The following is a 22,419-nucleotide window of genomic DNA, read 5'->3' as shown; positions in this document are numbered from 1 at the left end:
TCCGGCCCATCTACAACAACAATTTTGGTGATTCTGATGCTTTCCAGTGCTCCGCTGTACCTCTCGCTCGCTCCCCGACTCCACGCGCCGCTCGTTCTGAGCTGATTGCTTCATCTCGTCCGTTTTCACGTCGCGTAACGCCTGGAGTATTTCCCTATGTTGACCTTCCTCGGCTTCGCCATGGTCGTCGCTTTCATGTACCTGATCATGAGCAAGCGCTTGTCTGCGCTGATCGCCCTGATCATCGTGCCGATCGTATTCGCTCTGTTCGGCGGCTTCGCTTCGGGCATCGGTCCTATGATGCTCGCCGGTATCACCAAGCTTGCGCCCACGGGCGTGATGCTGATGTTCGCCATTCTCTACTTTGCCCTGATGATCGACTCTGGCCTGTTCGACCCGGCCGTGCGCAAGATCCTCAAGCTGGTCAAAGGCGACCCGGTGAAGGTGTCGGTCGGCACCGCCGTACTGGCCTTGGTCGTTTCGCTGGACGGTGACGGCGCAACCACTTACATGATCTGTGTGGCCGCAATGCTGCCGCTGTACAGCCGTCTGGGCATGAGTCCGCGCATCATGGCGGGCCTGATCATTCTGGCGGGCGGCGTGATGAACATGACGCCATGGGGCGGCCCGACTGCCCGCGCAGCCAGTGCGCTGCATGTCGATCCGTCGGACATCTTCGTCCCCATGATTCCGGCAATGCTGGCCGGTGTGGTGGCGATTCTGGTGATTGCCTATTTCTATGGCAAACGCGAGCGTGCGCGTCTGGGCGAGCTGCATTTGCCGGGCGATGAAGTGGATCACAGCGAAATCAGCGTCTCGCAATTCCCGGAAGCTCGTCGTCCCAAGCTGATCTGGTTCAACGCCGCGCTGACGGCGGCACTGATGGTCGCGCTGATCATGGGCCTGTTGCCGCTGCCGGTGCTGTTCATGATCGCCTTCAGTATCGCGATGATCGTCAACTACCCTTGTCTGCAAGCCCAGAAAGATCGCGTCGCTGCCCATGCCGGGAGCGTGCTGGCCGTGGTGGGTCTGATTTTCGCGGCGGGGATTTTCACCGGCATCCTGTCTGGCACCGGCATGGTCGACGCGATGTCCAAGAGCCTGCTGGCCGTGATCCCCGACGCGATGGGTCCGTATCTGGCCGTCATCACCGCCATCGTCAGCATGCCCTTCACGTTTTTCATGTCCAACGATGCGTTCTACTATGGCGTCTTGCCGGTGCTGTCCGAAGCCGCGTCGCATTACGGCATCAGCCCGGTGGAAATGGCCCGCGCCTCGATCGTCGGTCAGCCAGTGCACCTGTTGAGTCCATTGGTCCCGTCGACCTACCTGTTGGTGGCATTGGCTGGTATCGAATTCGGCGACCATCAGCGCTTTACCCTGAAATGGGCCGTGCTGGTGTGCGTCTGCATCCTGATAGCTGCCCTGCTGATGGGGATCTTCCCGGTCTTCAGCAGTCTATAACGACACATAACGCCCCCGCTCATACCCACGCTTCAGTGGGGGCATAACACGCACAAAGGAATCTGTAATGGAATGGCTGACCAACCCTGAGATCTGGGTTGCTTTCTTCACGCTGACAGCACTGGAAATCGTGCTCGGCATCGACAACATCATCATGATCTCGATCCTGGTCAGCCGCATGCCCAAGGCGATGCAACCGCGCACGCGGATCTTCGGTCTGGCGCTGGCGATGGTCACACGGATCCTGCTGTTGCTGTCGATCACCTGGGTCATGCGCCTGACCGACGACCTGTTCGTCGTCTTCGGCCAGGGCATTTCAGGGCGTGACCTGATCCTGTTCTTCGGCGGCCTGTTCCTGCTGTGGAAAAGCTCTCAGGAGATCTACCACGGGCTGGAAGGCGAGGAAGAAGAACTCGAAGAGCCAAAAGGTAAGGGCGGCCAGTTCCTGTACACCATCGTGCAGATCGCGATCATCGACATCGTGTTCTCGCTGGATTCGGTTATTACCGCTGTCGGCATGGTGTCCCATGTGCCGGTGATGGTTGCAGCAATCATCGTCGCGGTGCTGGTGATGATGCTGTGCTCGGGCGTGATCAGTGAGTTCATCGACAAGCATCCCTCACTGAAGATGCTCGCACTGTCGTTTCTGATCGTGGTGGGTACAGTGCTGATCGCTGAATCGTTCGACGTGCATGTGCCTAAAGGCTATGTGTACTTCGCCATGGCATTCTCCCTGGCGGTGGAAGCCATCAACATCAAGATGCGCACGGCCATCGCCAGGAAGAAGGCATTGAAGGACCCGGTGAAACTTCGCAAGGACGTTCCGGGTCAATAAGCTCCGATGCTGTGTGACTGAATGAGAGCGGGGCATTGTGAAATGCCCCGTTTTTTTATTCGCGGCCCGATGCAGCCCGGCTTGCTGGGGGCAGCGATGCTGAAACTCTCACCGCAGGCCAGACTGCTACAGAGAAACCGGCACCTAAGCCAAATGGCTGATTTGTTACAGATTTGTTTCAAGAAATAATCGTCTGTGCCATGCTGGCAATAAGGCCTCGGGCCGACTAAAGCTTTAGTTGAGCATGCTAATCAAGGCACCGCCCAAGCGCTGTCGCTCGCTACACGCTGTACTTTCACTTTTTGCCCATTGGGCAACCTACAGGGGGCTTTCCGTATGCTGACCCTGCTCGATTTGCTTTCTGCCGTCGCGCTGTTGATCTGGGGCACGCACATCGTTCGGACCGGCATTTTGCGCGTCTACGGCTCGCAGCTACGCCGCGTGCTGAGCCAGAACATGTCCAAACGTCCGCTGGCGTTCATCGCCGGGATTCTCGTCACCGCGCTGGTGCAGAGCAGCAACGCCACCGCGATGCTGGTGACTTCGTTCGTCGGCCAGAACCTGATGGGCCTCACCCCGGCGCTGGCGATCATGCTCGGCGCCGACGTGGGTACGGCGGTCATGTCGCGGATTCTGACGTTCGACCTGTCGTGGCTGTCACCGCTGCTGATCTTCCTCGGCGTCATTTTCTTTCTGTCGCGCAAACAGACTCGCGTTGGTCAATTGGGGCGTGTCGGGATCGGCCTCGGGCTGATCATTCTGGCGCTGCAACTGATCGTCACCGCTGCTGCGCCGATCACACAAGCCGCCGGGGTAAAAGTACTGTTCGCCTCGCTGACCGGCGATATCCTGCTCGACGCCCTGGTCGGTGCGATGTTCGCGCTGATTTCCTACTCCAGCCTTGCCGCCGTGCTGCTGACCGCCACGCTGGCGGGTGCGGAGATCATCAGTTTGCCAGTGGCCATCGGCCTGGTGATCGGCGCCAACATCGGCAGCGGCCTGCTGGCCTTTCTCAGCACCAGCATGCAGAACGTCGCCGGGCGTCAGGTCGCACTGGGCAGCCTGCTCTACAAACTGATCGGCCTGCTGCTGATCATTCCGGTGCTGACCCCACTGGTGCACTGGATGGACACCCTTAACGTCAGCCCGTCGAGCCTGGTGATCAGTTTTCATGTGATCTACAACTCGCTGCGCTGCCTGATCATGCTGCCCACCGTCGGTCCGATGGGGCGGCTGTGTGCCTCGATTTTGCCTCAGGCGGCAGAGGTCAATGGCCAGACCAAACCCCGCCATCTGGACCTCGCAGCGCTGTCGACGCCAAGCCTGGCGCTGGCCAACGCCGTACGTGAAACCCTGCGCATGGGGGACCTGATCGACAGCATGCTCAATGCGATGCAGGAAGTGCTGCGCGGGAATCAGACGTCGGTCACGCAGGAAGTCCGGCGCCTGAACGATGACATCGAGGTGCTGTATAACGCCATCAAACTGTATCTGGCGCAGATGCCCCGCGAAGACTTGAGCGATCAGGACAACCGGCGCTGGGCGGAAATCATCGAGCTGTCGATCAACCTGGAACTGGCCAGCGGCCTGATCGAGCGTATGCTGCGCAAGGTCCAGCAGCAAAAGACGTCGCAACGCCGGTCGTTTTCCGATGTGGGTCTGGAAGAGCTTTCCGGCCTGCACGAGCAACTGATGGCCAACCTGCGCCTGGGGCTTTCAGTGTTCCTCAGTGGCGACCCGGAAAGTGCACGCCAGTTGTTGCGTGAAAAACGTCGCTTCCGGGCACAGGAGCGGCGTCTGGCCCATGCCCATGTCAGCAGACTGCAACGTAAGATCGTGCAGAGTATCGAGACCAGTTCGTTGCACCTTGAGCTGATCGCCGACATGAAACGACTGAATTCATTGTTCTGCAGCAGCGCCTATGCCGTTCTTGAAACCTCTGACACCGGGGCCTTGTCCAGCGAGAGCCAGCCAGAATAATCGGGGTGAACGCCCGGGCCGGGGAGCAGTCTGTTACACATACCGGCCCGCAAGGAAGCCCGTTTTTATGCGTTGCCTGCTGTTCGCTGTTCTGTTTTTGACCTCCTTTTCCTCGATGGCCCTCGACCGCTTTCAAGTGGAGGGCTATGTATTGCCCAACGGCTTGCAGCTGCTGCTCAAGCCCGCAGAAAAAGGCCATGTGTCGATTCGCCTGGTGGTGGGCGTCGGCTTCGACGACTTCCCCTGCGCGGACAAGGAGCTGCCGCATCTGCTGGAGCATTTGCTGTTCAGCGGCATCGACGACTCCGGTGAAGGCGGGCTGGAGCAGCAGATGCAGGCGCTGGGCGGGGAATGGAACGCCTTCACCAGCAACACTGACACGACGTTCGTGATCGAGGCCCCGGCGCAGAACCAGCGCAAAGTGCTGGACCTGCTGCTCAACGTACTGACTCACACACAAATCAATCAGGCCAATCTCGACACTGCCAAACGTATCGTTGAACGTGAAGATGGCGGGCATTACTCCCACTTGCAGCGTTGGCTCGACAAACGTGACCTTGGCCACAGCGCCAGCAGCCAACTGGCGGTGGAGATGGGTCTCAAATGCGCCGAACGTTCGGAGGTTGACCATCTGACGCTGGAGCAGGTCGAAACCCTGCATGACAACTGGTACGCGTCGAACAACATGACGCTGATCATCGTCGGCGATCTCGACAAACTGCTGCCTGCCTACCTGGAGCGCACCTTTGGCCAACTCAACGGCGTTGACCCTACCGAGCATCCACCTCTTGCCACCGCCAGCGAGAAAGCCGAGCCGGAACGCACACTGGTACGCGGGATGCTCGGGGACGGCGCGAAGCTGCACCTGTTCTTCACCGAGCCGGACATGGGTGAGCAACACGATGAAACCTGGGATCTGGTCAAGGCCTATCTGGATTGGGCGCTGTACAGCGAGTTGCGTCTGGACAAAGGTTACTCCTACGGCCCGTGGGTAGATCGCGAGGCCTTTGGCGACACCGGTTTCATGAGCCTGAATGCCGATCTGGACCGTGATGACGTCGAAAGCGCTGTCAGCTCTGTTCGCGCCATGCTGGAGCAGTTGCGCAAAGAGGGCATGGACCCGGCGACGTTTGCTCGTTTGCAGCAGGCCTCGATTGCCAAACAGGCGTGGGCGGTGCAGGGCAACAGTGCGCTGGCCGACTATTACTGGGGCGCGTTGAACGACTATGAGGACGGTCGGTTTGAAGATCCGGGCAAGCGTACCAAGGCGGTGAGTCTGGATCTGGCGAACCGTGCGCTGCGTCAGATGCTGACCCAACCCGGGTATCTGCGGATTGAGGAACCGTTGCTCAGCTATGACGAGCTGTATGAGATCGGTCTGGCGTTGGGTGCGTTGATGGTGTTGCTGATCGTCTGGCGCTGGCGGGTGTACAAAAAACGACCAGCCTGACGCGAGTTGTATTTGATTTTGTGGGAGCCGAATTGCTGGCCCCCACAATGGTCGCGTCGCATCTGAAACTGTCGACCGTTGCTAAAGCCGTATTGCTATCCTGCGCAGGTTTTTTCCTACAGCCCAAGTGACCACCGAAATGCCGGACCTCAACGCCCTCATCCAGAACTCCCTCGTCCAGCGCGTGCTGGAGTTCATGAAACGCTACCCGGGGCTGATCGCGCTGTTCGGGTTTTGCTCGGGGGTGGCCAGTTTCATTCTGGTGGACCGTCAGGCCCGGCCTGCGAGCTGGATTGCGGTAGTACTGCTGGTCAGTTGGTTGTGGCTGATGGTCGAGAACAGCGCTGTTGCCCTCATCGCCAAGCTCTTCAAACGCGAGATTCCGCATCCGCTACTGCGCTACGCCACGCAGATGATCCATCAGGAAAGTCTGTTTTTCGTGCTGCCGTTCTTCTCGATCACCACCACCTGGAACAGTGGACAACTGGCCTTCACAGGCATGCTGGCGGTGGCGGGGCTGATTTCGATCATCGATCCGCTGTACTACAAATGGCTGGCGCCGCGCCGTTGGCTGTTCCTGGCGTTGCACACGTTGACGCTGTTTGCCGCCATGCTCACGGCGTTGCCGATCATCCTTCACCTGACCACCGCTGAAAGTTACAAACTGGCGCTGGGCACCGCGATGCTGCTGTCGATTCCAAGTCTGGCATCCAGCTTCCCGATCAACAGCTTTAAACGCGGAGTAGGGCTGGCGATCCTGGTCGCCGCCATCGGTGGCGCGGGGTGGCTGCTACGTTCATGGGTGCCGCCCGCGACGCTGTGGATGACCGAGGTCGCTGTCAGCACCCAGTTCGACAACCAGAACCGCACCCCCGGCGAGAGCATTCAGGAGATCGGCGTCAATCAACTGCGCAGCAGCGGGCTGTACGCCTACACCTCGATCAACGCCCCCCGTGGCCTGGATGAGCGGATTTATCACGTTTGGCGCCACAACGGCGAAGAAGTCGATCGAATTGCTCTAGACATCCATGGCGGACGTAAGGAAGGCTACCGCGCGTGGACACACAAACAGAACTTTCCGCCGGATGTGCTCGGCAATTGGCAGGTGCGGGTGCTGACAGAGGATGGCCAGATGATCGGCGTATTGCGCTTTGAAGTGACGGATACCGACCAGCCTGCGGTGACTCGCAAGAAGATCAAGCCTGCCGGTCTCAAGCCTGGGGCAGACGATCTTGGCTCATCCGATTCAGGTGCTGACAAGGCCGATGACGATACGCCATCATCGAGCGATTCCGACCCGGCTAAAACCAACTAAGCTCGTCGCTATGACCCCATCTATCAGCCTCGCCCACCCATCGCCCAAGGCATGCGGCAGCGTCCGACTGGACACTTCGACCAATCCCACTCAGATGTGGATTACCGGAGACTGGACGCTCGCCCACTACCACGAACTCAAGCGCCAAACCGATGCATTGAGCGACGGCTTCAGTCCGGCCACGCAAGTGGACATGAGCGATCTGGGTGCGCTGGACACTGCGGGGGCCTCATTGTTGGTTGAACTGCTGGGCGTTCAGCGCCTGAGATTGTTGGCGGTGCAGGCGCCCAACCTGCCGGAATCCAGCCGCGCGCTGATGCAAACCATTCAAAGTGCGCTGTGCGATTACTGCCAGCCCATGAAAGATCCCGAAGTCGCCGTTGGCACGCAGTTGCTGGCTCGGATCGGATCGGCGGTTGAAGTGGTCTGGAAAGACACCCTGCAGCTGCTGGGTTTCATCGGGCTGATCCTGCAAAGCTTCGTCACCACGATGGTTCGCCCCAAGCGCTGGCGCACTACGTCGGTCATCGCTCACATCGAACAGATCGGACTGGACGCTGCGCCCATCGTCGCGCTGCTGACCTTCATGGTCGGCGCGGTTGTGGCGTTTCTCGGAGCCACGGTGCTCAAGGCCTTTGGCGCGACGATCTTTACGGTCGATCTGATCGGCTTTTCGTTTCTACGCGAGTTTGCCGTACTACTGACAGCAATCCTCCTCGCGGGCCGCACTGCCAGCGCCTTCACGGCGCAAATCGGCTCGATGAAAGCCAATGAAGAACTCGATGCCCTGCGCACATTGGGACTGAGTCCTACCGAAATGCTGGTGCTGCCCCGCGTGCTGGCGCTGCTCATCTCACTGCCGATGCTGACGTTTCTGGCCATGCTCTGCGGCATCGTCGGTGGGGGCGTGGTCTGCGCGCTGTCGCTCGACATCTCGCCTGCGATGTTTCTGTCGCTGATGCAGGCCGACATCGGCGTGCAGCATTTCCTGGTGGGGATCGTCAAAGCGCCGATCTTCGCCTTCTTTATTGCCGCGATCGGTTGCCTGGAAGGCTTCAAGGTGGAGGGCAGCGCCGAATCGGTGGGCGCTCACACCACCTCCGCCGTGGTGCAGTCGATTTTCGTGGTCATTGTGCTGGATGCAGTGGCCGCGATGTTCTTCATGGAGATGGGCTGGTGACCCGACGTTGCGTTAATCCCAGCGAAGCGGTGATTCAGGTGCGAGGCCTGTGCAACCGCTTTGGCCCGCAGGTGGTGCATCAAAACCTTGATCTGGACCTTTATCGCGGGGAAATCCTCGCCGTGGTCGGCGGCTCGGGCAGCGGCAAGTCAGTGTTGATGCGCAGCATTGTCGGATTGCAGCAACCCGCTGAAGGTAACGTTCAGGTGCTTGGTAAGGACTTGCTGAATCTGCCGTACAAAGAGCGTTCGCAGGTTGAACGACGTTTCGGCGTGCTGTTTCAGAAAGGCGCGTTGTTTTCGTCGCTGACCATCACCGAGAACGTCGCGCTGCCGCTGATCGAACACGCCGGGTTGAGCCGCGAAGAGGCCGAGCATCTGGCCGGGATCAAAATGGCCCTGTCCGGATTGCCGCTGTCGGCCGCCCACAAATACCCGGCGTCGCTGTCGGGGGGCATGATCAAACGGGCGGCCCTCGCTCGCGCTTTGGCGCTGGACCCGGACATTCTGTTCCTCGACGAACCCACAGCGGGCCTCGACCCGATTGGCGCTGGCGCGTTCGATCAGTTGATCCTGACCCTGCGCGACGCGCTGGGCCTGAGCGTGTTCATGGTCACCCACGACCTGGACACCCTTTACACCATCACTGACCGGGTCGCCGTGCTCGCACAAAAGCGCGTGCTGGTGGCCGACAGCATCGACAAGGTGTCGGCCTTCAAGGACGACTGGATTCACGAATACTTTCATGGCCCTCGAGGCCGTTCGGCCTATGCTGCGGCCACCCACCCTCACGAGGTCTCATGATGGAAACCCGCGCCCATCACGTCTTGATTGGCCTGTTCACGGTGATCGTGGTCGCCGCCGCGCTGCTGTTCGGTTTATGGCTGGCCAAGTCCAGCGTCGACACCGCGTTCAAGGATTATCAGGTCGTGTTCAACGAGGCCGTGACCGGTCTGTCCCGTGGCAGCCCTGTGCAGTACAACGGCATCAAGGTCGGTGACGTGGTCAACCTGCGCCTCGACCCGCAGGACCCTCGCCGCGTGCTGGCGCAGATTCGCGTCGCCGGAGAAACCCCGATCAAACGCGACACCTTCGCCAAACTCGCCCTGGCCGGGATCACGGGCACTTCGATCATTCAGCTCAGTGGCGGCACGCCTCAAAGCGAACCCCTCAAGGGTGATGACGGCAAGCTGCCAGAGATCATTGCCTCGCCCTCACCGATTTCGCGCTTGCTCAATGACAGCAACGACCTGCTCACCGGGATCAATACGCTGCTGCACAACGCCAACGAGCTGTTGTCGTCCAAGAACGTGCAAGCGCTGAGCAACACCATGGCGCATCTGGAGCAAACCACGGCGGTGATCACCGATCAACGCGAAGACATCCGCCAGACGCTCAAAAACCTGCTGGCACTGAGCAAACAGGCCAGTGCAACACTGGATCAAACCTCCACCGCGATGCGCAACGCCAACGTGCTGTTCACGGTCGACGGTAAGCAGGCCATCGCCACTGGCCAGGCAGCGATGGTGTCGCTGCAAGAAAGCACGGACACCATCAACCGGCTGATCAAGGCCAATAAGGAATCGGTCGATGGCGGCTTGCAAGGCCTGAACGAACTCGGCCCGGCGATCCGCGAATTGCGGGAAACGCTGGCCTCGCTCAAGACCATTTCCCGCAGCCTGAACGCCAACCCCAGCGGCTACCTGCTCGGTAGCGACAAGAACAAGGAGTTCGAGCCATGAGGCTTGCCCGTTTTTTCTTCACTCGGTTGTTGCTGGCAGGCGCGCTGGCGTCCATGGCGGCCTGTTCGATTTTGCCCAAGTCGGAGCCGCTGGACGTCTACCGCCTGCCAACGGCCTCGACCGCCACCAAGGCCGCGACACCTGTGCCATGGTCGCTGCGCGTGGCGCGGCCCAAAGCCAGTGAAACCCTCGACAGCTCGCGCATCGCGGTCATCCCACAGGGTGACGTGATCAGCAGTTATAAAGGCGCGCGCTGGAGCGACCCGGCGCCCGTGCTGTTGCGCAACCGGCTGACAGACGGGTTCTATCGTGATGGTCGAGTGCAGTCCATCAGCACCGATGACAGCAATTTGCAGGCGGATTTCGAGCTGAGCGGGGAGTTGCAGGCGTTTCAGAGCGAATACAAAGGGCAAGCCATTGAAGTGGTGATTCGCCTGGATGCACGGCTGGCGGATGAACGTCAGCGGATCATCGCCAGCCGTCGTTTCGAAGTCCACCAGCCGGTGGCTGATAAACAGGTCTCAGCGGTTGTAGGAAGCTTCGGGCAGGCCAGCGACACGCTGACCGCCCAAGTGCTGCAATGGACGCTGGAGCAAGGCCAGCGGCATTACACCGCTGAGCCGAAGAACCAGTAGCAGACAAAAATTGCGGCGATCACACCAGACAACTCAGCCAGCAGCGCGCAACCCACCGCATGGCGCGCGCGCTGAATGCCCACGGCGCCGAAATACACCGCCAACACATAGAAAGTGGTTTCGGTGCTGCCTTGAATCGTCGCGGCCACGAGGGCAGGGAAGCTGTCGACGCCTTGGGTCTTCATCGTTTCGATCAACATTGCCCGGGCGGCACTGCCAGAGAACGGCTTGACCAGCGCTGTGGGCAGAGCATCGACAAAACGGGTGTCCAGCCCCATCCACTGAATCGCGTGGCGAATCCCTTCCAGAAGCAGATCCAGCGCCCCCGAAGCTCGCAACACGCCAACCGCGCAAAGCATCGCCACCAGATACGGCAGCAGATTCTTCGCCACGTCGAAGCCTTCTTTCGCGCCTTCGACGAAGGTTTCGTACACCTTGACCTTACGCAGCGCGCCCACCATCAGAAACAGCATGATGATGCCGAACAGAGTGACGTTGCCCAGCACCGAGGACAGGCTTGCCAGCGCAGTGGCCGACAGCCCGGCGAGCATCGCCATGAAGCCGCCCAGCAGCAGCGCGCCGGGAACGAGGTAAGCGAGCACCACCGGATCCCACAACCGCAGGCGCTGCATGAACGCTACCGACAGAAGGCCCACCAGGGTCGAGGCGCTGGTCGCCAACAGGATCGGCAGGAACACCATGGTCGGGTCGACCGCGCCTTGCTGGGCGCGGTACATGAAGATGGTCACCGGCAGCAGGGTCAGCGAGGAGGCGTTGAGCACCAGAAACAGGATCTGCGCGTTACTGGCAACGGTCTGGCTGGGGTTCAACTCTTGCAACGAGCGCATGGCCTTCAGGCCGATGGGCGTGGCGGCGTTGTCCAGACCGAGGGCGTTAGCGGCGAAGTTGAGGGTGATCAGCCCCAATGCCGGATGGCCGCGCGGGACTTCCGGCATCAGGCGATGAAACAGCGGTGCGAGGACTTTGCCGAGCCAATCGACGATCCCGGCCTTTTCCGCGATGTTCAGAAAGCCCAACCACAGGGTCAGGGTGCCGAACAGCAGCACCATCACTTCCACCGACAGCTTGGCCATCGCAAAGATACTCTCGACCATGGCCGCGAAAATCCCGGCGTTGCCACCCACCAGCCACTGGGCCAGCGCGGAAACCGCCGCGACCACGAAAAAACCAAGCCACAGGCCATTGAGCATCAGCAAACCCCCTCACACGATGCGGGGATGATAGCGGCGGGGGGCGAAACAACAAACCCTTGGTTGTATTGGTAAGCCCCTGAGGGCATGGATTGCTCATTGTGGGAGCCGGCTTGCTGGCGAATGCGGTGGATCAGTCAGCTTATCCATGGCTGACACACTGCTTTCGCCAGCAAGCCGGCTCCCACAGGGGTATGGCGCAGACCCTGAGTTCTCCCAAAACAACAAACCCCGGACAGGCCGGGGTTTGTGTTCAAGCGATGCCGCAATCAATCAACCGTCGATTGAACCGCTGGCACCGATTCCTTGCTGCGCCAGTGCGGCAGCGAATTCCAGTAACGCTCGCCTTTGGCCTCGTCGTACATGCCTTCCCAACGGGCGATGACCAGCACGGCCAGGGCGTTGCCGATCACGTTCAGGGCGGTGCGCGCCATGTCCATGATGCGATCGACACCGGCAATGAACGCCAGGCCTTCCAGCGGAATGCCCACGCTGCCCAATGTCGCCAGCAGTACCACGAAGGAAACGCCCGGCACACCAGCGATGCCTTTGGAGGTGACCATCAGGGTCAACACCAGCATCACTTGCTGGCCGATGGACAGATCGATGCCATACAACTGCGCGATGAACAGCGCCGCGATGCTCTGGTACAGGGTCGAACCATCAAGGTTGAACGAGTAGCCCGTCGGCACCACGAAGCTGCTGATGGCTTTCGGCGCGCCGTAGGCTTCCATCTTCTCGATCACGCGCGGCAGCACGGTTTCGGAGCTGGCAGTGGAGTAGGCCAGCACCAGCTCATCCTTGAAGATGCGCATCAGCTTGATGACTGAGAAGCCGAACAAGCGCGCCACCAGGCCCAGCACCACGAACGCAAAGAAGGCGATGGCGACGTAAACCAGGATCACCAGCTTGGCCAGTGGCAGCAGCGAGGCGAAGCCGAAGTTGGCGACGGTGACGGCGATCAGCGCGAAAACACCAATCGGCGCGTAGTTCATGATTATGTGGGTGACCTTGAACATGGTTTCCGATACGCCCTGGAACACCTTGACCAGCGGCTCACGCACTTCGGCGTTCAGGCTGGACAGGCCCAGACCGAAAAACACCGAGAAGAAGATGATCGGCAGCATGTCGCCACGGGCAACGGCTGCGAAGATGTTCGAAGGAATCAGGTTGAGGATCGTCGCGATGAACGCGTGATCGTGCTGCACTTCGGCAGTGGTTTTCTCATATTGCGAGATGTCCACGGTGCCCAGCGTGCTCATGTCGATGCCGGTGCCCGGATGGAACACATTGGCCAGCAGCAGGCCGACAACGATGGCAATCGTGGTGACGATTTCGAAGTAGATGATGGTCTTCAGGCCAATACGGCCCAGTTTCTTCGCATCCCCCACACCTGCAATACCGACGACCAGCGACGAGATCACAATCGGGATGACGATCATCTTGATCAGACGAATGAAGATATCGCCCGCAGGTTGCAGAATGTTGCTGATCCACCAGGCCTTCTCGGCGCTGAAGTGGTTGAGGACGGCGCCCAGGGTGATACCCAGCACCAAACCGATCAGGATCTGCCAGGCGAGGCTCAGTTTTGCCTTCTTCATGTCATTACCTTTGTTGTAGTTGGCATGGACAGTTCTCACCGACGCACTCAGCGATTGCTCTTGTGAAGCAATAGCGAGGGGCGGGTGCCCTTGGATCTGTCCAGAAGGTCTCTGCAAACGAGCGTCCAAGCTCTCGGCAGGCGGAAAAAGGGCGCAACTATTCCCATCAAGACTGCCAACGTCTAATGCCGTAAATGCCTACCTCATGCCGAATCGGTATGAGTCAAATCAAAGACTTAGGTAATTTCGCCTCAAAATGAGGCCGTTGCGATGAGCAAATTTATGCTGGGAAGTGGCTAAATCGTCGCCTGTAGCGCAGTGAAGGGACATTCAGATGACGCAAGTGACAAATGAGTCACATACGGCAGAAACGTCATGGGGAAGGAAAATTTTCGCGATATACGGTCGCCAAGTTTTGCGCGTCGCAAGCCCACGATCAGATGACAGCTTGGTGGCCATCCAACGATGGACTTGCGTTGCGGCTTCCTGACCCGGCCCACGTATGAGAGCACTCCCTGTGCACTTAGGTCGCTGCGACCACTCCATTGGTCATAACGTCCCGGCCCCTTGGTCACGCGCAGACCTTCCTCGGGTTGCGCGACGTTCGGGAAGACCCCACGCTTTCGGTCTTCCTTCATCTGAATCAGTACCAGTTCGGATCTTTCTTCAACTGCTCCCTCAGCAGGCCTTGCATTCCCTCATCAGGCTTGCCAAGGAAACGATAATCCGCGTGCCGTGTCGGCGACTTGTCGGCGGGAAGCCCCGCAGGGACCTCAACCAACATGGCGTAGGCGTGCGACTTGTCCAGACTGAACGCCACGATGAGCCGTTTATTGATGCACGTGTCCTGGGTTTCGCAGAGAGGCCCTACCAGGTATTTGTCACCGTCCTCGGTCACCGCATTCATCTGATCCGACGTACCGGACAGATTGATCACCCAATCGGGCAAACGTTCCTCTTTCTTCACAACGCCCGACCAGGTCTGACGGTATTCAGGGTCTGAACTTAGCAATTCATTAACCCGCGCCTGCCCGTCGTTGGCGGCCATGGCTGTGGCGCTGGCGCTTGTCAAAAACGCCAGCGTCAGTGCATGGAAATGCTTGCCAGCCATGATGGTCAGCCCCGACCGCGACGGCCAAAGAAGAACGACACGACGAACATCACCAGGAACACAATAAAGAGAATCTTGGCGATACCCGTGGCGGTGCCTGCGATACCACCGAAGCCCAGTACCGCTGCGACGATGGCGATGATCAGAAATGTGATAGCCCAGCTCAACATGGTGATTCTCCTTACTGTTTTTAATTTCTAACTGCCGCGAGGTGTCCGGCTCGGCCCTCGACGTAGGTTGTGCTTCTGCCACCTTTGGGGTCAGAAAACCCAACTCTGCTGGCGCGGCGCTTCTTCGATGGCAGCCGCCGCGCCTTCAACCGATTGCGTGTTCATCCCGACATCCGTGGCCTTGAGCGCACTGGCCTTGGCCAAAGGTGCGCTGTGGATGTAGATCGGATGGATCGAGGACATTTCCTGTTTTTGCGTCCAGTGCGCGACCTGTTGAACAACGATCAGGGTGATCATCAACGCCAGGCTGGCGAACAGGCCCTGCTGCAAATGCAGTGGGGAGATACGCAGGGCGGCTAGACGTTGAGTGTTCATTCAAAGAGCTCCGGATAATCTTGTCGGCCAGTAATAAAGACCTTAGTTACCGAAGATATTGCAGCCTGTGTGCCAGCTTTTTTTGATCAATAAAATCTTTATTAATCAATAACTTGAATGATTTATCAGGAAGCGTCTTACAAGCAAGCTGCACGATTGAACACTTGGCGTCGTGCGAATTGCACGACCTGGATCATGACCTGTCATCCGCATTCGCCAGCAAGCCGGCTCCCACAAGTACCGCGCCGAATCGAAATCTCATCTTCAACGCTAAACCTGTGGGAGCCGGCTTGCTGGCGAAAGCGCTCGACCCTGCAACATAGAATTTGGGAGTGGTTACCCCGCACTGCGCGCCGTCACGCGCAAGGTGTCCGCATCCACACCCTTGACCCCACGAATATTGCGAGCGATTTCCACCGCCAGCTCTTTCTCGGCGTAATTGGCCACCACACCGTCCAGACTCACCACTCCAGCCTTGGTCTCGACCTTGATGTTCAGACCATCCAAGGTACGGCTATAAATAAGACTGGATTTGACCTTGCTGGTAATCCACGCGTCGCTGAACTCTTCACGCACGCTGTTGGCCTGGGCCTCGCTCTGCTCCTTGATGGTCTGGGTGTCGCGTGCGCTGAGGCTGATCAGGTTGTTCACTTCGGTCACACCATCGGTGTTGCTCGCCAGGCTCCCTGCAAGCTGCTTGGCGTCGGCGTCCCTGGCCTGTCCCTTGAGCGTCACAACGCCTTGCGCCGCCGAAACCTCGATGTTCAAGCCCTCGGTCACGCTGTTCCACAACAGCTTGGATTTGATCGTCGCGACCAGCGTCGCGTCATCGAAACGCTGCGCCATGTTGGCCTTGGTACCCGGCTCGGCGGCGACCTGCGGGTCAATCTGCAACTGGTTGTCAACCTTGTTGATGCCTTGGGTGTCACCTGCGATTTGCGTGGCCAAGTCCTTGTCGACCTGATTTTCCACCTTGCCCGTCAAGGTCGCAGTGCCCTGTTCGACGTTCACGCCGATGTTGAATGGGCTGAGGTGGCGGTTGAGCGCAAACGCCGTCCAGATCGAGCCTTCCTGACGCGCTTGAGCCAATTGCGTTTGCAGGTCGCCTTGAGCGGCCTGGGCAATGGCAGGGGTCATTCCCAGCAGGCTGGTGGTGGCAATGATCAGCGCGACGTTCTTCAGCGGGTGCATGACGAATCTCCAGACAGTGACAAAGGTGACTACTGAAGAGACTTGGCATTCTCCCAGACGTTCTATCGGCCTGCGGCATCGCAAACGACAGCTCCAGTCTCATTCGCCAGACAGTTTTTCGACGCAGAAGGCCGTAGATCAGCGAAATGTTTGATTTTTTGGCAGATCGCTACCATCCAGCGCGCTGAATCAATCAGAATGAACCATGCAACTTGCCCGATCTTTCCGGGACTAACCAAGACAATTCACTTAGGAGCGTAGGAAAAATGGAAGCAGCCACTGAGAATCAGGGCCGTATTCTGCTTGTGGATGATGAATCCGCCATCCTTCGCACCTTCCGCTATTGTCTGGAAGATGAGGGTTACAGCGTCGCCACCGCCAACAGCGCGGCGCAGGCTGAGGCGCTGTTGCAACGTCAAGTATTCGACGTGTGCTTTCTGGACCTGCGTCTGGGCGAAGACAACGGTCTCGACGTATTGGCGCAAATGCGCATTCAAGCGCCTTGGATGCGGGTGGTGATCGTGACCGCGCACTCAGCCGTGGACACCGCCGTCGATGCGATTCAGGCCGGTGCGGCGGATTATCTGGTCAAGCCGTGCAGCCCGGATCAATTGCGCTTGGCGACCGCCAAACAGTTGGAAGTGCGTCAGTTGTCCGCCCGCCTCGAAGCGCTGGAAGGTGAGGTGCGCAAGCCGAAGGACGGTCTGGACTCTCACAGTCCATCGATGATGGCGATTCTGGAAACCGCCCGTCAGGTGGCCAACACCGACGCCAACATCCTGATCCTCGGCGAGTCAGGGACCGGTAAGGGCGAGCTGGCTCGTGCTATTCACGGCTGGAGCAAACGGGCGAAAAAGGCCTGTGTCACCATCAACTGTCCGTCGTTGACCGCCGAACTGATGGAAAGCGAATTGTTCGGCCACAGCCGTGGCGCGTTCACGGGGGCCAGTGAGAGCACTCTTGGCCGGGTAAATCAGGCAGACGGCGGTACATTGTTCCTCGATGAAATCGGCGATTTCCCACTGACTTTGCAGCCCAAGCTGCTGCGTTTCATTCAGGACAAGGAGTATGAGCGCGTCGGCGATCCCGTGACCCGCCGCGCTGACGTGCGAATTCTGGCAGCCACCAATCTGAACCTGGAAGACATGGTGCGCGAAGGGCGTTTCCGTGAAGACTTGCTGTATCGCCTGAACGTCATCACGTTGCACCTGCCGCCGTTGCGCGAGCGGGGTGAAGACATCCTGACACTGGCTGATCGTTTCCTGGCGCGCTTCGTCAAGGATTATGGCCGCCCGGCGCGGGGCTTCAGTGACGATGCGCGCAGTGCACTGATCAACTATCGCTGGCCAGGCAATATCCGCGAGCTGCGCAACGTGATCGAACGGGCAAGCATTATCTGCCCGCAAGAAAAAGTCGAAGTCAGCCACCTGGGCATGGGCGATCAGCCGACCAACAATGCACCCCGGATTGGCGCGCCGTTGAGCTTGGACGAGCTGGAAAAAGCCCACATCGGCGCCGTGCTGGCGACCAGCGATACACTGGATCAGGCCGCGCGAACGCTGGGGATCGACGCGTCGACGCTGTACCGCAAACGCAAACAGTACAATCTGTGACCGATCGCCCATGAAGTTCACGATGAAGTTGCGCACGCGACTGTTCCTCAGCATTTCTGCGCTGATCACCGTCGCGTTGCTGGGGCTTTTGCTGGGTTTGGTCAGCGTCATGCAGATGGCCAAGTCTCAGGAAGACCTGGTTCGGCAAAACTTCCTAACGCTGGATATAGGCCTCAAACTTCGTCAGAACCTGGGCGACCAATTGGTGATGCTGCTCAAGGACAAGCCGGACGAAGCCCTGCTGCACCAATATCAGGCTCAGTTTCAGGTCCTGCTGGATCAGGGAATCGACCACGATCAGCAGACGAACGCCCACAGCAGCTTCGAGAAGGCGCGCCAGGATTACGCGCAGTTTCTGAAAGCGTTGCAAGACGCCAATGACGCCGAGAACGCGATGAGTGATGACAAGGCCGTCACTGACGCCTTCAATGCGTTGCGCAACGGGCTGCTCGATGCTCATCGGCAGGCGCTGGAAAATATCAGCCAAGCGGAAAGTGCGTCACGCACCCGTGCATTGTGGGTGGCAGCGCTATTGGGGTTGGTGGGTCTGGCGGTGCTGGCCATCGGCTTCATCACCGCCCATGGCATCGCACGACGCTTTGGCGCGCCCATCGAGGCGCTGGCCACGGCAGCGGACAAAATCGGGCAGGGTAATTTCGAGGTAACGCTGCCTATATCGTCGGCCGCGGAAATGAACCAATTGACTCGACGGTTCGGGATCATGGCTGAGGCTTTGCGTCAGCATCAGGTCACCAACGTAGACGAGTTGCTGGCGGGGCAGCAACGGCTACAAGCGGTGCTCGACAGTATTGACGACGGCCTGTTGATGATTGACCGGCAAGGGCGACTGGAACACTTGAACCCGGTAGCGCAAAGGCAGCTGGGATGGGAAGAGGGGCGGCTAGGGCAAGGTCTGGGCGAGGCTTTGCAACGACCGGAACTGGACGAGCAACTGTATTTGGTCCTGCGCGGCGGCACCCTGGAGCGGGCGCCGGAAGACCTGTCGATTGAAATAGATGGTGAAACCCGCCTGCTGACCTATAGCCTCACACCGGTCAGCCACACCAAAGGCCATATCCTCGGCGCAGTCATGGTGTTGCATGATGTGACCGAGCAGCGCGCCTTTGAACGCGTACGCAGCGAATTCGTTCTGCGCGCCTCCCATGAGCTGCGTACACCGGTCACCGGCATGCATATGGCATTCGGCTTGCTGCGGGAGCGCGTGCACTTTGCCCCGGACTCTCGCGAAACCGATCTGCTGGACACCGTGAATGAAGAGATGCAGCGCTTGATGCAGTTGATCAACGACTTGCTGAACTTCTCGCGCTACCAGAACGGCCTGCAAAAACTGACGCTCGCGCCGTGTGATGTCAGCGAGCTGCTCACTGAGGCTCGCCAGCGCTTTGCGGATACGGCGCTGGAACAGGACGTGATGGTGCAACTGGACATGCAAGAGCCGCTGCCACGCTTACAGGCGGACAAGTCGCAACTGGAACGTGTGCTGGATAACCTGCTGGATAACGCGCTGCGCCATACACCGCAATCCGGACTGATTCGGTTGCAGGCAAGACGCCATGGCGAGCGCTTGATCATCAGTGTCGAAGACAACGGCGAAGGTATCGCCTACGGCCAGCAAGCCCGGATTTTCGAACCGTTTGTGCAAGTCGGACGCAAGAAAGGCGGCGCGGGCCTTGGGCTGGCGCTCTGCAAGGAGATCGTGCAGTTGCACGGCGGGCGGATGGGCGTGTACTCACGCCCCGGGCAGGGGACACAGTTTTATATGGCGTTGCCGTTGTAACTACCTATGTTCCGCATTTGGCGTCAATGTCAGGCAAACGCACCGTGATCGATACCCCGCATCGTGGGCCGGCTTGCTGGCGAAGCGGTGTGCCTGCAAACAATGTCATCGGCTGATCTGACGCTTTCGCCACCAAGGCGGCTCCCACATCAATAGCGCCCATTACCGGCACCATCACGCCACATCATCCGCACGACGTGGCGCATTGCGTCTGCCGCCGGTGACCAGCTCAGTAAACTTGGCAGCGCTCAAAGGCCGCGCAAACAGCCAGCCTTGCCCATACACGACCCCCTCGCTCTTGAGCAACAGAGCCTGGGACTCGAACTCGATCCCTTCGGCAATCACCCGCAGATCCAGCGCGTGGGCCATACGAATGATGTGGGGCGCTACGCCGCTGCTGGCTGCATCATGTCCGAGCGCGTCAATAAACGCCTTGTCGATTTTCAAACAATCCACCGGCAGCGTTTGCAGATAGGCGAGACTGCAATAACCCGTACCAAAATCATCGATCAGCACTTGGTGGCCTCGGTCACGCAGCGACTGAAGATGATTGCGCGCGACCACGACATCGACCAACCCTCGCTCGGTCACCTCAAACGCGATTTGCCGAGGTGCGACGCGATGCAATGCCAGCAGTTTCGCCGTGACCCGACCAATGCGTGGGGCCATGACGTCGCACGCGGCAAGATTGACCGACACATATAAATGAGGGTTGGCGCGCAGCAACTGGCCGAGTTGCTCCAGCAATTGCTGCAACACGAAATCCGTGATTTGCCGGATCTGCCCGGTGTTTTCAGCGAGGGGGATAAACAGGTCCGGGCTGGTCAGCGTGCCATCGGGTCGTCGCCAGCGCACCAGCGCTTCAGCCCCGACACACAGACGCGTGTTGAGATCGAAAATGGGCTGGTACAACACCTTCAATTCGCCTCGACGCAGCGCGCCATGCAATTCGCCACCCAATGACTGGCGTTGCCGCACCAGTTGAAAGACCAGAATCCCGACACACAGCGACACGAGAAGGCTGGTCGGCACCAACATCCACCAAGCCCCCGTCACCTTCTGCTGCAAGCCATTGCGCGGGGTGATCAGCACCAACTGATACTCCGGGCTTTGAGTGGGCATGCGATAGATCAGCTTGTCTTGCGTGGTGATCAGCGTTTCGACAGAGGTTGGCGTCCAGTCCGGCGTAGGCGGCCAGCTCTGAGGAGGCCCCAGCACAGGCACTGCTTTGGCTCCCTGATCCAGCACCACCACCAGGCTCCCGCCAGCAGGCAGGTCGACGACATCGGTCAGATGCCCACGGGAAGTGGAGACGCGAAACTCTCCACGCCCCAACATCAGCGAAGCAAGGTTGTCGTCCGGTTGGGTAGAGGTGTTGAGCCAGTAATCGTAGGTCGGTCCGCGAATGTCCGGCGCGCGTGGCTTGCCGATCATGCTTTGGCGGGTCCAACTGGAGCAGAACTGAATGTCGTCGACATAAGCGACTTCATAAATGAAGCGATAGCGCGAGTTGACCTGGCGCAATTGCTCGATCATTTCCGGGCTGCACCCCCTCAGGGGCTGGGCCTCCAGCTGATCGAGCCCGGCTCGCAACTGGCCGAACAATTGCTCCAGACGCACCAGAAAGCGCTCGCCCTGTGCATTCATTTGAGCACTTTCTTCCTGGCGGGCCTGATGCACCGCCAGCCCGAAACTCCCTGCCAGCAGCACAACAGCACTCAACAACGCGGCCAGCAGTGCCAGGAACGAAGGGCGATAAAGAACTGAGCGCAGCTGCGTTGACGCCGTGAACATCGGCCGATATCCATATGAATACCAATGAGGTATAGCAACAAGCGCGCAAATAGCCCGCCGAATACCGATGCCACGGGAAATTTAATGCCTGAGGTTAAGCACCTGAAGAATAGCTGCACTTTGCAAATCTGGCTCACCGTCGAACTTCTGCGGCCGGTAATGCATCTGGAACGCCGCCAGCACATGGCGCGTCGCAATGTCCCACTCACCCGTCTGCGGCGTCGGATACCCCAACAAGGCCAGTTGCTGCTGGAACCACATGGCGCTCGGCACCACGCCCATCATCTGTGTCTGCTGCCGCGCAACCTGTTGCTCATCCGGCCAGATGCCCAGGCCTTCCTGCGCCAGACGCTTCCAGGGGAACAGTGGACCAGGATCGAGTTTGCGCAATGGCGCGATGTCACTGTGGCCGATCACATGACGGGGTTCGATCTTGTTGCGTTTGACGATGTCCTTGAGCAGCACAATCAGCGCCTGAATCTGCGCCTCGCTGTACGGATACCAGAGACGACCCGTTGGCGTGTCACGGTATCCCGGATTGACGATTTCAATTCCGATGCTGCTGGAGTTCAGCCAGGTCCGACCTTCCCATTCGCTTTCACCGGCATGCCACGCGCGCTGACTTTCATCGACCAGCTTGTACACCGTGGCCGGACCATCGCCAATCAAATAATGCGCGCTGACTTCACCATGGGTCAGCAGCGCCAGCGAACGCTCCAGCGATGCGGAGGTGTAATGCACCACCACGAACTGCGACCGGCTATCGAAGTTGACGGAGGGGTGGCTGGTATCGAGCTTCGGGCCGCTGGAACAGGCCGTGAGCACGAGCGCGGCGCACAGGAGGTAAAAAGACTTCATAGAAAGGCAGGACGCTGAGGCGAATAATGCAACAGTGTAACGTAATGACAGCGCAACGCCCAAAAACGCTGTGAACCCCACCGGTGGGCACTCATGC

The 22,419-nt window shown here is 59.2% G+C and carries 19 protein-coding genes; 11 read left to right on the top strand and 8 right to left on the bottom strand.

Going from position 1 to position 22,419, the window contains the following annotated elements; genetic code table 11:
* Window positions 1-156 precede the first annotated feature (156 nt).
* The 9 genes from ACI2KB_RS26420 (at window position 157) to ACI2KB_RS26380 (ending at window position 10,600) form a co-directional block, all read left to right on the top strand.
* Complete coding sequence (locus tag ACI2KB_RS26420) at window positions 157-1,464, top strand: CitMHS family transporter (RefSeq protein WP_404639563.1); 1,308 nt, start codon at window positions 157-159, stop codon at window positions 1,462-1,464.
* Between the two features lie 67 nt (window positions 1,465-1,531).
* Window positions 1,532-2,299, top strand: coding sequence for a TerC family protein (locus ACI2KB_RS26415; RefSeq protein WP_404639561.1), 768 nt, complete (start codon window positions 1,532-1,534; stop codon window positions 2,297-2,299).
* A gap of 336 nt (window positions 2,300-2,635) precedes the next feature.
* Entirely contained in the window at window positions 2,636-4,279 is a 1,644-nt protein-coding gene (locus tag ACI2KB_RS26410; RefSeq protein ID WP_404639559.1) for a Na/Pi cotransporter family protein, read from the top strand.
* Between the two features lie 67 nt (window positions 4,280-4,346).
* On the top strand, window positions 4,347-5,729 hold the full coding sequence (locus ACI2KB_RS26405; RefSeq protein WP_404639557.1) for a M16 family metallopeptidase: 1,383 nt from the start codon (window positions 4,347-4,349) through the stop codon (window positions 5,727-5,729).
* 139 nt (window positions 5,730-5,868) lie between these two features.
* A complete protein-coding gene (locus tag ACI2KB_RS26400; protein ID WP_404639555.1) occupies window positions 5,869-7,044 on the top strand; it encodes a DUF5924 family protein in 1,176 nt (391 codons plus the stop codon).
* Window positions 7,045-7,054: 10 nt separating this feature from the next.
* Window positions 7,055-8,224 carry an MlaE family lipid ABC transporter permease subunit gene (locus ACI2KB_RS26395; RefSeq protein ID WP_404639553.1) on the top strand — a complete coding sequence of 390 codons (1,170 nt, stop codon included), beginning with the start codon at window positions 7,055-7,057 and terminating at the stop codon, window positions 8,222-8,224.
* The gene (locus ACI2KB_RS26390) at window positions 8,221-9,027 is read left to right on the top strand and encodes an ABC transporter ATP-binding protein (RefSeq protein ID WP_404639551.1); all 807 of its coding nucleotides are present in this window, start codon (window positions 8,221-8,223) and stop codon (window positions 9,025-9,027) included. Before ACI2KB_RS26395 ends, ACI2KB_RS26390 begins: the two co-directional genes overlap by 4 nt.
* Window positions 9,027-9,965 carry an MlaD family protein gene (locus ACI2KB_RS26385; protein ID WP_404639597.1) on the top strand — a complete coding sequence of 313 codons (939 nt, stop codon included), beginning with the start codon at window positions 9,027-9,029 and terminating at the stop codon, window positions 9,963-9,965. The genes ACI2KB_RS26390 and ACI2KB_RS26385 overlap by 1 nt, the downstream gene beginning before the upstream one ends.
* On the top strand, window positions 9,962-10,600 hold the full coding sequence (locus tag ACI2KB_RS26380) for an ABC-type transport auxiliary lipoprotein family protein (RefSeq protein ID WP_404639549.1): 639 nt from the start codon (window positions 9,962-9,964) through the stop codon (window positions 10,598-10,600). Before ACI2KB_RS26385 ends, ACI2KB_RS26380 begins: the two co-directional genes overlap by 4 nt.
* Here ACI2KB_RS26380 and ACI2KB_RS26375 read toward each other — a convergent pair.
* The 6 genes from ACI2KB_RS26375 to ACI2KB_RS26350 form a co-directional block, all read right to left on the bottom strand.
* Window positions 10,573-11,811: a nucleoside recognition domain-containing protein gene (locus ACI2KB_RS26375; protein WP_404639547.1), complete on the bottom strand. Its 1,239-nt coding sequence runs from the start codon at window positions 11,809-11,811 to the stop codon at window positions 10,573-10,575. The genes ACI2KB_RS26380 and ACI2KB_RS26375 overlap by 28 nt on opposite strands.
* Window positions 11,812-12,080: 269 nt before the next feature.
* The gene (gene gltP, locus ACI2KB_RS26370; RefSeq protein WP_404639545.1) at window positions 12,081-13,412 is read right to left on the bottom strand and encodes a glutamate/aspartate:proton symporter GltP; all 1,332 of its coding nucleotides are present in this window, start codon (window positions 13,410-13,412) and stop codon (window positions 12,081-12,083) included.
* Window positions 13,413-14,055: 643 nt separating this feature from the next.
* Window positions 14,056-14,523 (bottom strand): inhibitor of vertebrate lysozyme family protein, encoded by a 468-nt coding sequence (locus ACI2KB_RS26365; RefSeq protein ID WP_404639543.1) that lies wholly within the window; start codon window positions 14,521-14,523, stop codon window positions 14,056-14,058.
* Between the two features lie 5 nt (window positions 14,524-14,528).
* Window positions 14,529-14,693 (bottom strand): DUF1328 domain-containing protein, encoded by a 165-nt coding sequence (locus ACI2KB_RS26360; RefSeq protein WP_025257796.1) that lies wholly within the window; start codon window positions 14,691-14,693, stop codon window positions 14,529-14,531.
* A gap of 90 nt (window positions 14,694-14,783) precedes the next feature.
* On the bottom strand, window positions 14,784-15,068 hold the full coding sequence (locus ACI2KB_RS26355) for a hypothetical protein (protein ID WP_404639541.1): 285 nt from the start codon (window positions 15,066-15,068) through the stop codon (window positions 14,784-14,786).
* A gap of 336 nt (window positions 15,069-15,404) precedes the next feature.
* Window positions 15,405-16,259, bottom strand: coding sequence for a BON domain-containing protein (locus ACI2KB_RS26350; protein WP_404639539.1), 855 nt, complete (start codon window positions 16,257-16,259; stop codon window positions 15,405-15,407).
* Between the two features lie 266 nt (window positions 16,260-16,525).
* Here ACI2KB_RS26350 and algB point away from each other — a divergent pair, with 266 nt between their 5' ends.
* Window positions 16,526-17,872, top strand: a complete 1,347-nt coding sequence (gene algB, locus ACI2KB_RS26345) for a sigma-54-dependent response regulator transcription factor AlgB (RefSeq protein WP_404639537.1) — start codon at window positions 16,526-16,528, stop codon at window positions 17,870-17,872.
* Window positions 17,873-17,882: 10 nt separating this feature from the next.
* A complete protein-coding gene (locus ACI2KB_RS26340; protein ID WP_404639535.1) occupies window positions 17,883-19,670 on the top strand; it encodes a KinB sensor domain-containing domain in 1,788 nt (595 codons plus the stop codon).
* A gap of 174 nt (window positions 19,671-19,844) precedes the next feature.
* On the opposite strand, the gene ACI2KB_RS26335 is transcribed toward ACI2KB_RS26340, so the two are convergent.
* Both ACI2KB_RS26335 and ACI2KB_RS26330 read right to left on the bottom strand, forming a co-directional pair.
* Complete coding sequence (locus ACI2KB_RS26335) at window positions 19,845-21,464, bottom strand: EAL domain-containing protein (RefSeq protein WP_404639533.1); 1,620 nt, start codon at window positions 21,462-21,464, stop codon at window positions 19,845-19,847.
* An 81-nt stretch (window positions 21,465-21,545) separates the two neighbouring features.
* The gene (locus tag ACI2KB_RS26330) at window positions 21,546-22,322 is read right to left on the bottom strand and encodes an N-acetylmuramoyl-L-alanine amidase (protein ID WP_404639531.1); all 777 of its coding nucleotides are present in this window, start codon (window positions 22,320-22,322) and stop codon (window positions 21,546-21,548) included.
* Window positions 22,323-22,419: the final 97 nt, after the last annotated feature.

Origin of the sequence: Pseudomonas sp. NPDC088444 (assembly GCF_044900175.1) — a bacterium.
GTDB lineage: Bacteria > Pseudomonadota > Gammaproteobacteria > Pseudomonadales > Pseudomonadaceae > Aquipseudomonas.
Note: the sequence above shows the minus strand (reverse complement) of the source record. Positions and strands in the feature narration are given on the sequence as shown.

Bases quoted from the DNA above. Each gene is read 5' to 3' on its own strand.
- ACI2KB_RS26420 (WP_404639563.1), top strand. From the start codon at position 157: ATGTTGACCTTCCTCGGCTTCGCCATGGTCGTCGCTTTCATGTACCTG.
- ACI2KB_RS26415 (WP_404639561.1), top strand. From the start codon at position 1,532: ATGGAATGGCTGACCAACCCTGAGATCTGGGTTGCTTTCTTCACGCTG.
- ACI2KB_RS26410 (WP_404639559.1), top strand. From the start codon at position 2,636: ATGCTGACCCTGCTCGATTTGCTTTCTGCCGTCGCGCTGTTGATCTGG.
- ACI2KB_RS26405 (WP_404639557.1), top strand. From the start codon at position 4,347: ATGCGTTGCCTGCTGTTCGCTGTTCTGTTTTTGACCTCCTTTTCCTCG.
- ACI2KB_RS26400 (WP_404639555.1), top strand. From the start codon at position 5,869: ATGCCGGACCTCAACGCCCTCATCCAGAACTCCCTCGTCCAGCGCGTG.
- ACI2KB_RS26395 (WP_404639553.1), top strand. From the start codon at position 7,055: ATGACCCCATCTATCAGCCTCGCCCACCCATCGCCCAAGGCATGCGGC.
- ACI2KB_RS26385 (WP_404639597.1), top strand. From the start codon at position 9,027: ATGGAAACCCGCGCCCATCACGTCTTGATTGGCCTGTTCACGGTGATC.
- ACI2KB_RS26380 (WP_404639549.1), top strand. From the start codon at position 9,962: ATGAGGCTTGCCCGTTTTTTCTTCACTCGGTTGTTGCTGGCAGGCGCG.
- ACI2KB_RS26375 (WP_404639547.1), bottom strand. From the start codon at position 11,811: ATGCTCAATGGCCTGTGGCTTGGTTTTTTCGTGGTCGCGGCGGTTTCC.
- gltP (WP_404639545.1), bottom strand. From the start codon at position 13,412: ATGAAGAAGGCAAAACTGAGCCTCGCCTGGCAGATCCTGATCGGTTTG.
- ACI2KB_RS26365 (WP_404639543.1), bottom strand. From the start codon at position 14,523: ATGGCTGGCAAGCATTTCCATGCACTGACGCTGGCGTTTTTGACAAGC.
- ACI2KB_RS26360 (WP_025257796.1), bottom strand. From the start codon at position 14,693: ATGTTGAGCTGGGCTATCACATTTCTGATCATCGCCATCGTCGCAGCG.
- ACI2KB_RS26355 (WP_404639541.1), bottom strand. From the start codon at position 15,068: ATGAACACTCAACGTCTAGCCGCCCTGCGTATCTCCCCACTGCATTTG.
- ACI2KB_RS26350 (WP_404639539.1), bottom strand. From the start codon at position 16,259: ATGCACCCGCTGAAGAACGTCGCGCTGATCATTGCCACCACCAGCCTG.
- algB (WP_404639537.1), top strand. From the start codon at position 16,526: ATGGAAGCAGCCACTGAGAATCAGGGCCGTATTCTGCTTGTGGATGAT.
- ACI2KB_RS26340 (WP_404639535.1), top strand. From the start codon at position 17,883: ATGAAGTTCACGATGAAGTTGCGCACGCGACTGTTCCTCAGCATTTCT.
- ACI2KB_RS26335 (WP_404639533.1), bottom strand. From the start codon at position 21,464: ATGTTCACGGCGTCAACGCAGCTGCGCTCAGTTCTTTATCGCCCTTCG.
- ACI2KB_RS26330 (WP_404639531.1), bottom strand. From the start codon at position 22,322: ATGAAGTCTTTTTACCTCCTGTGCGCCGCGCTCGTGCTCACGGCCTGT.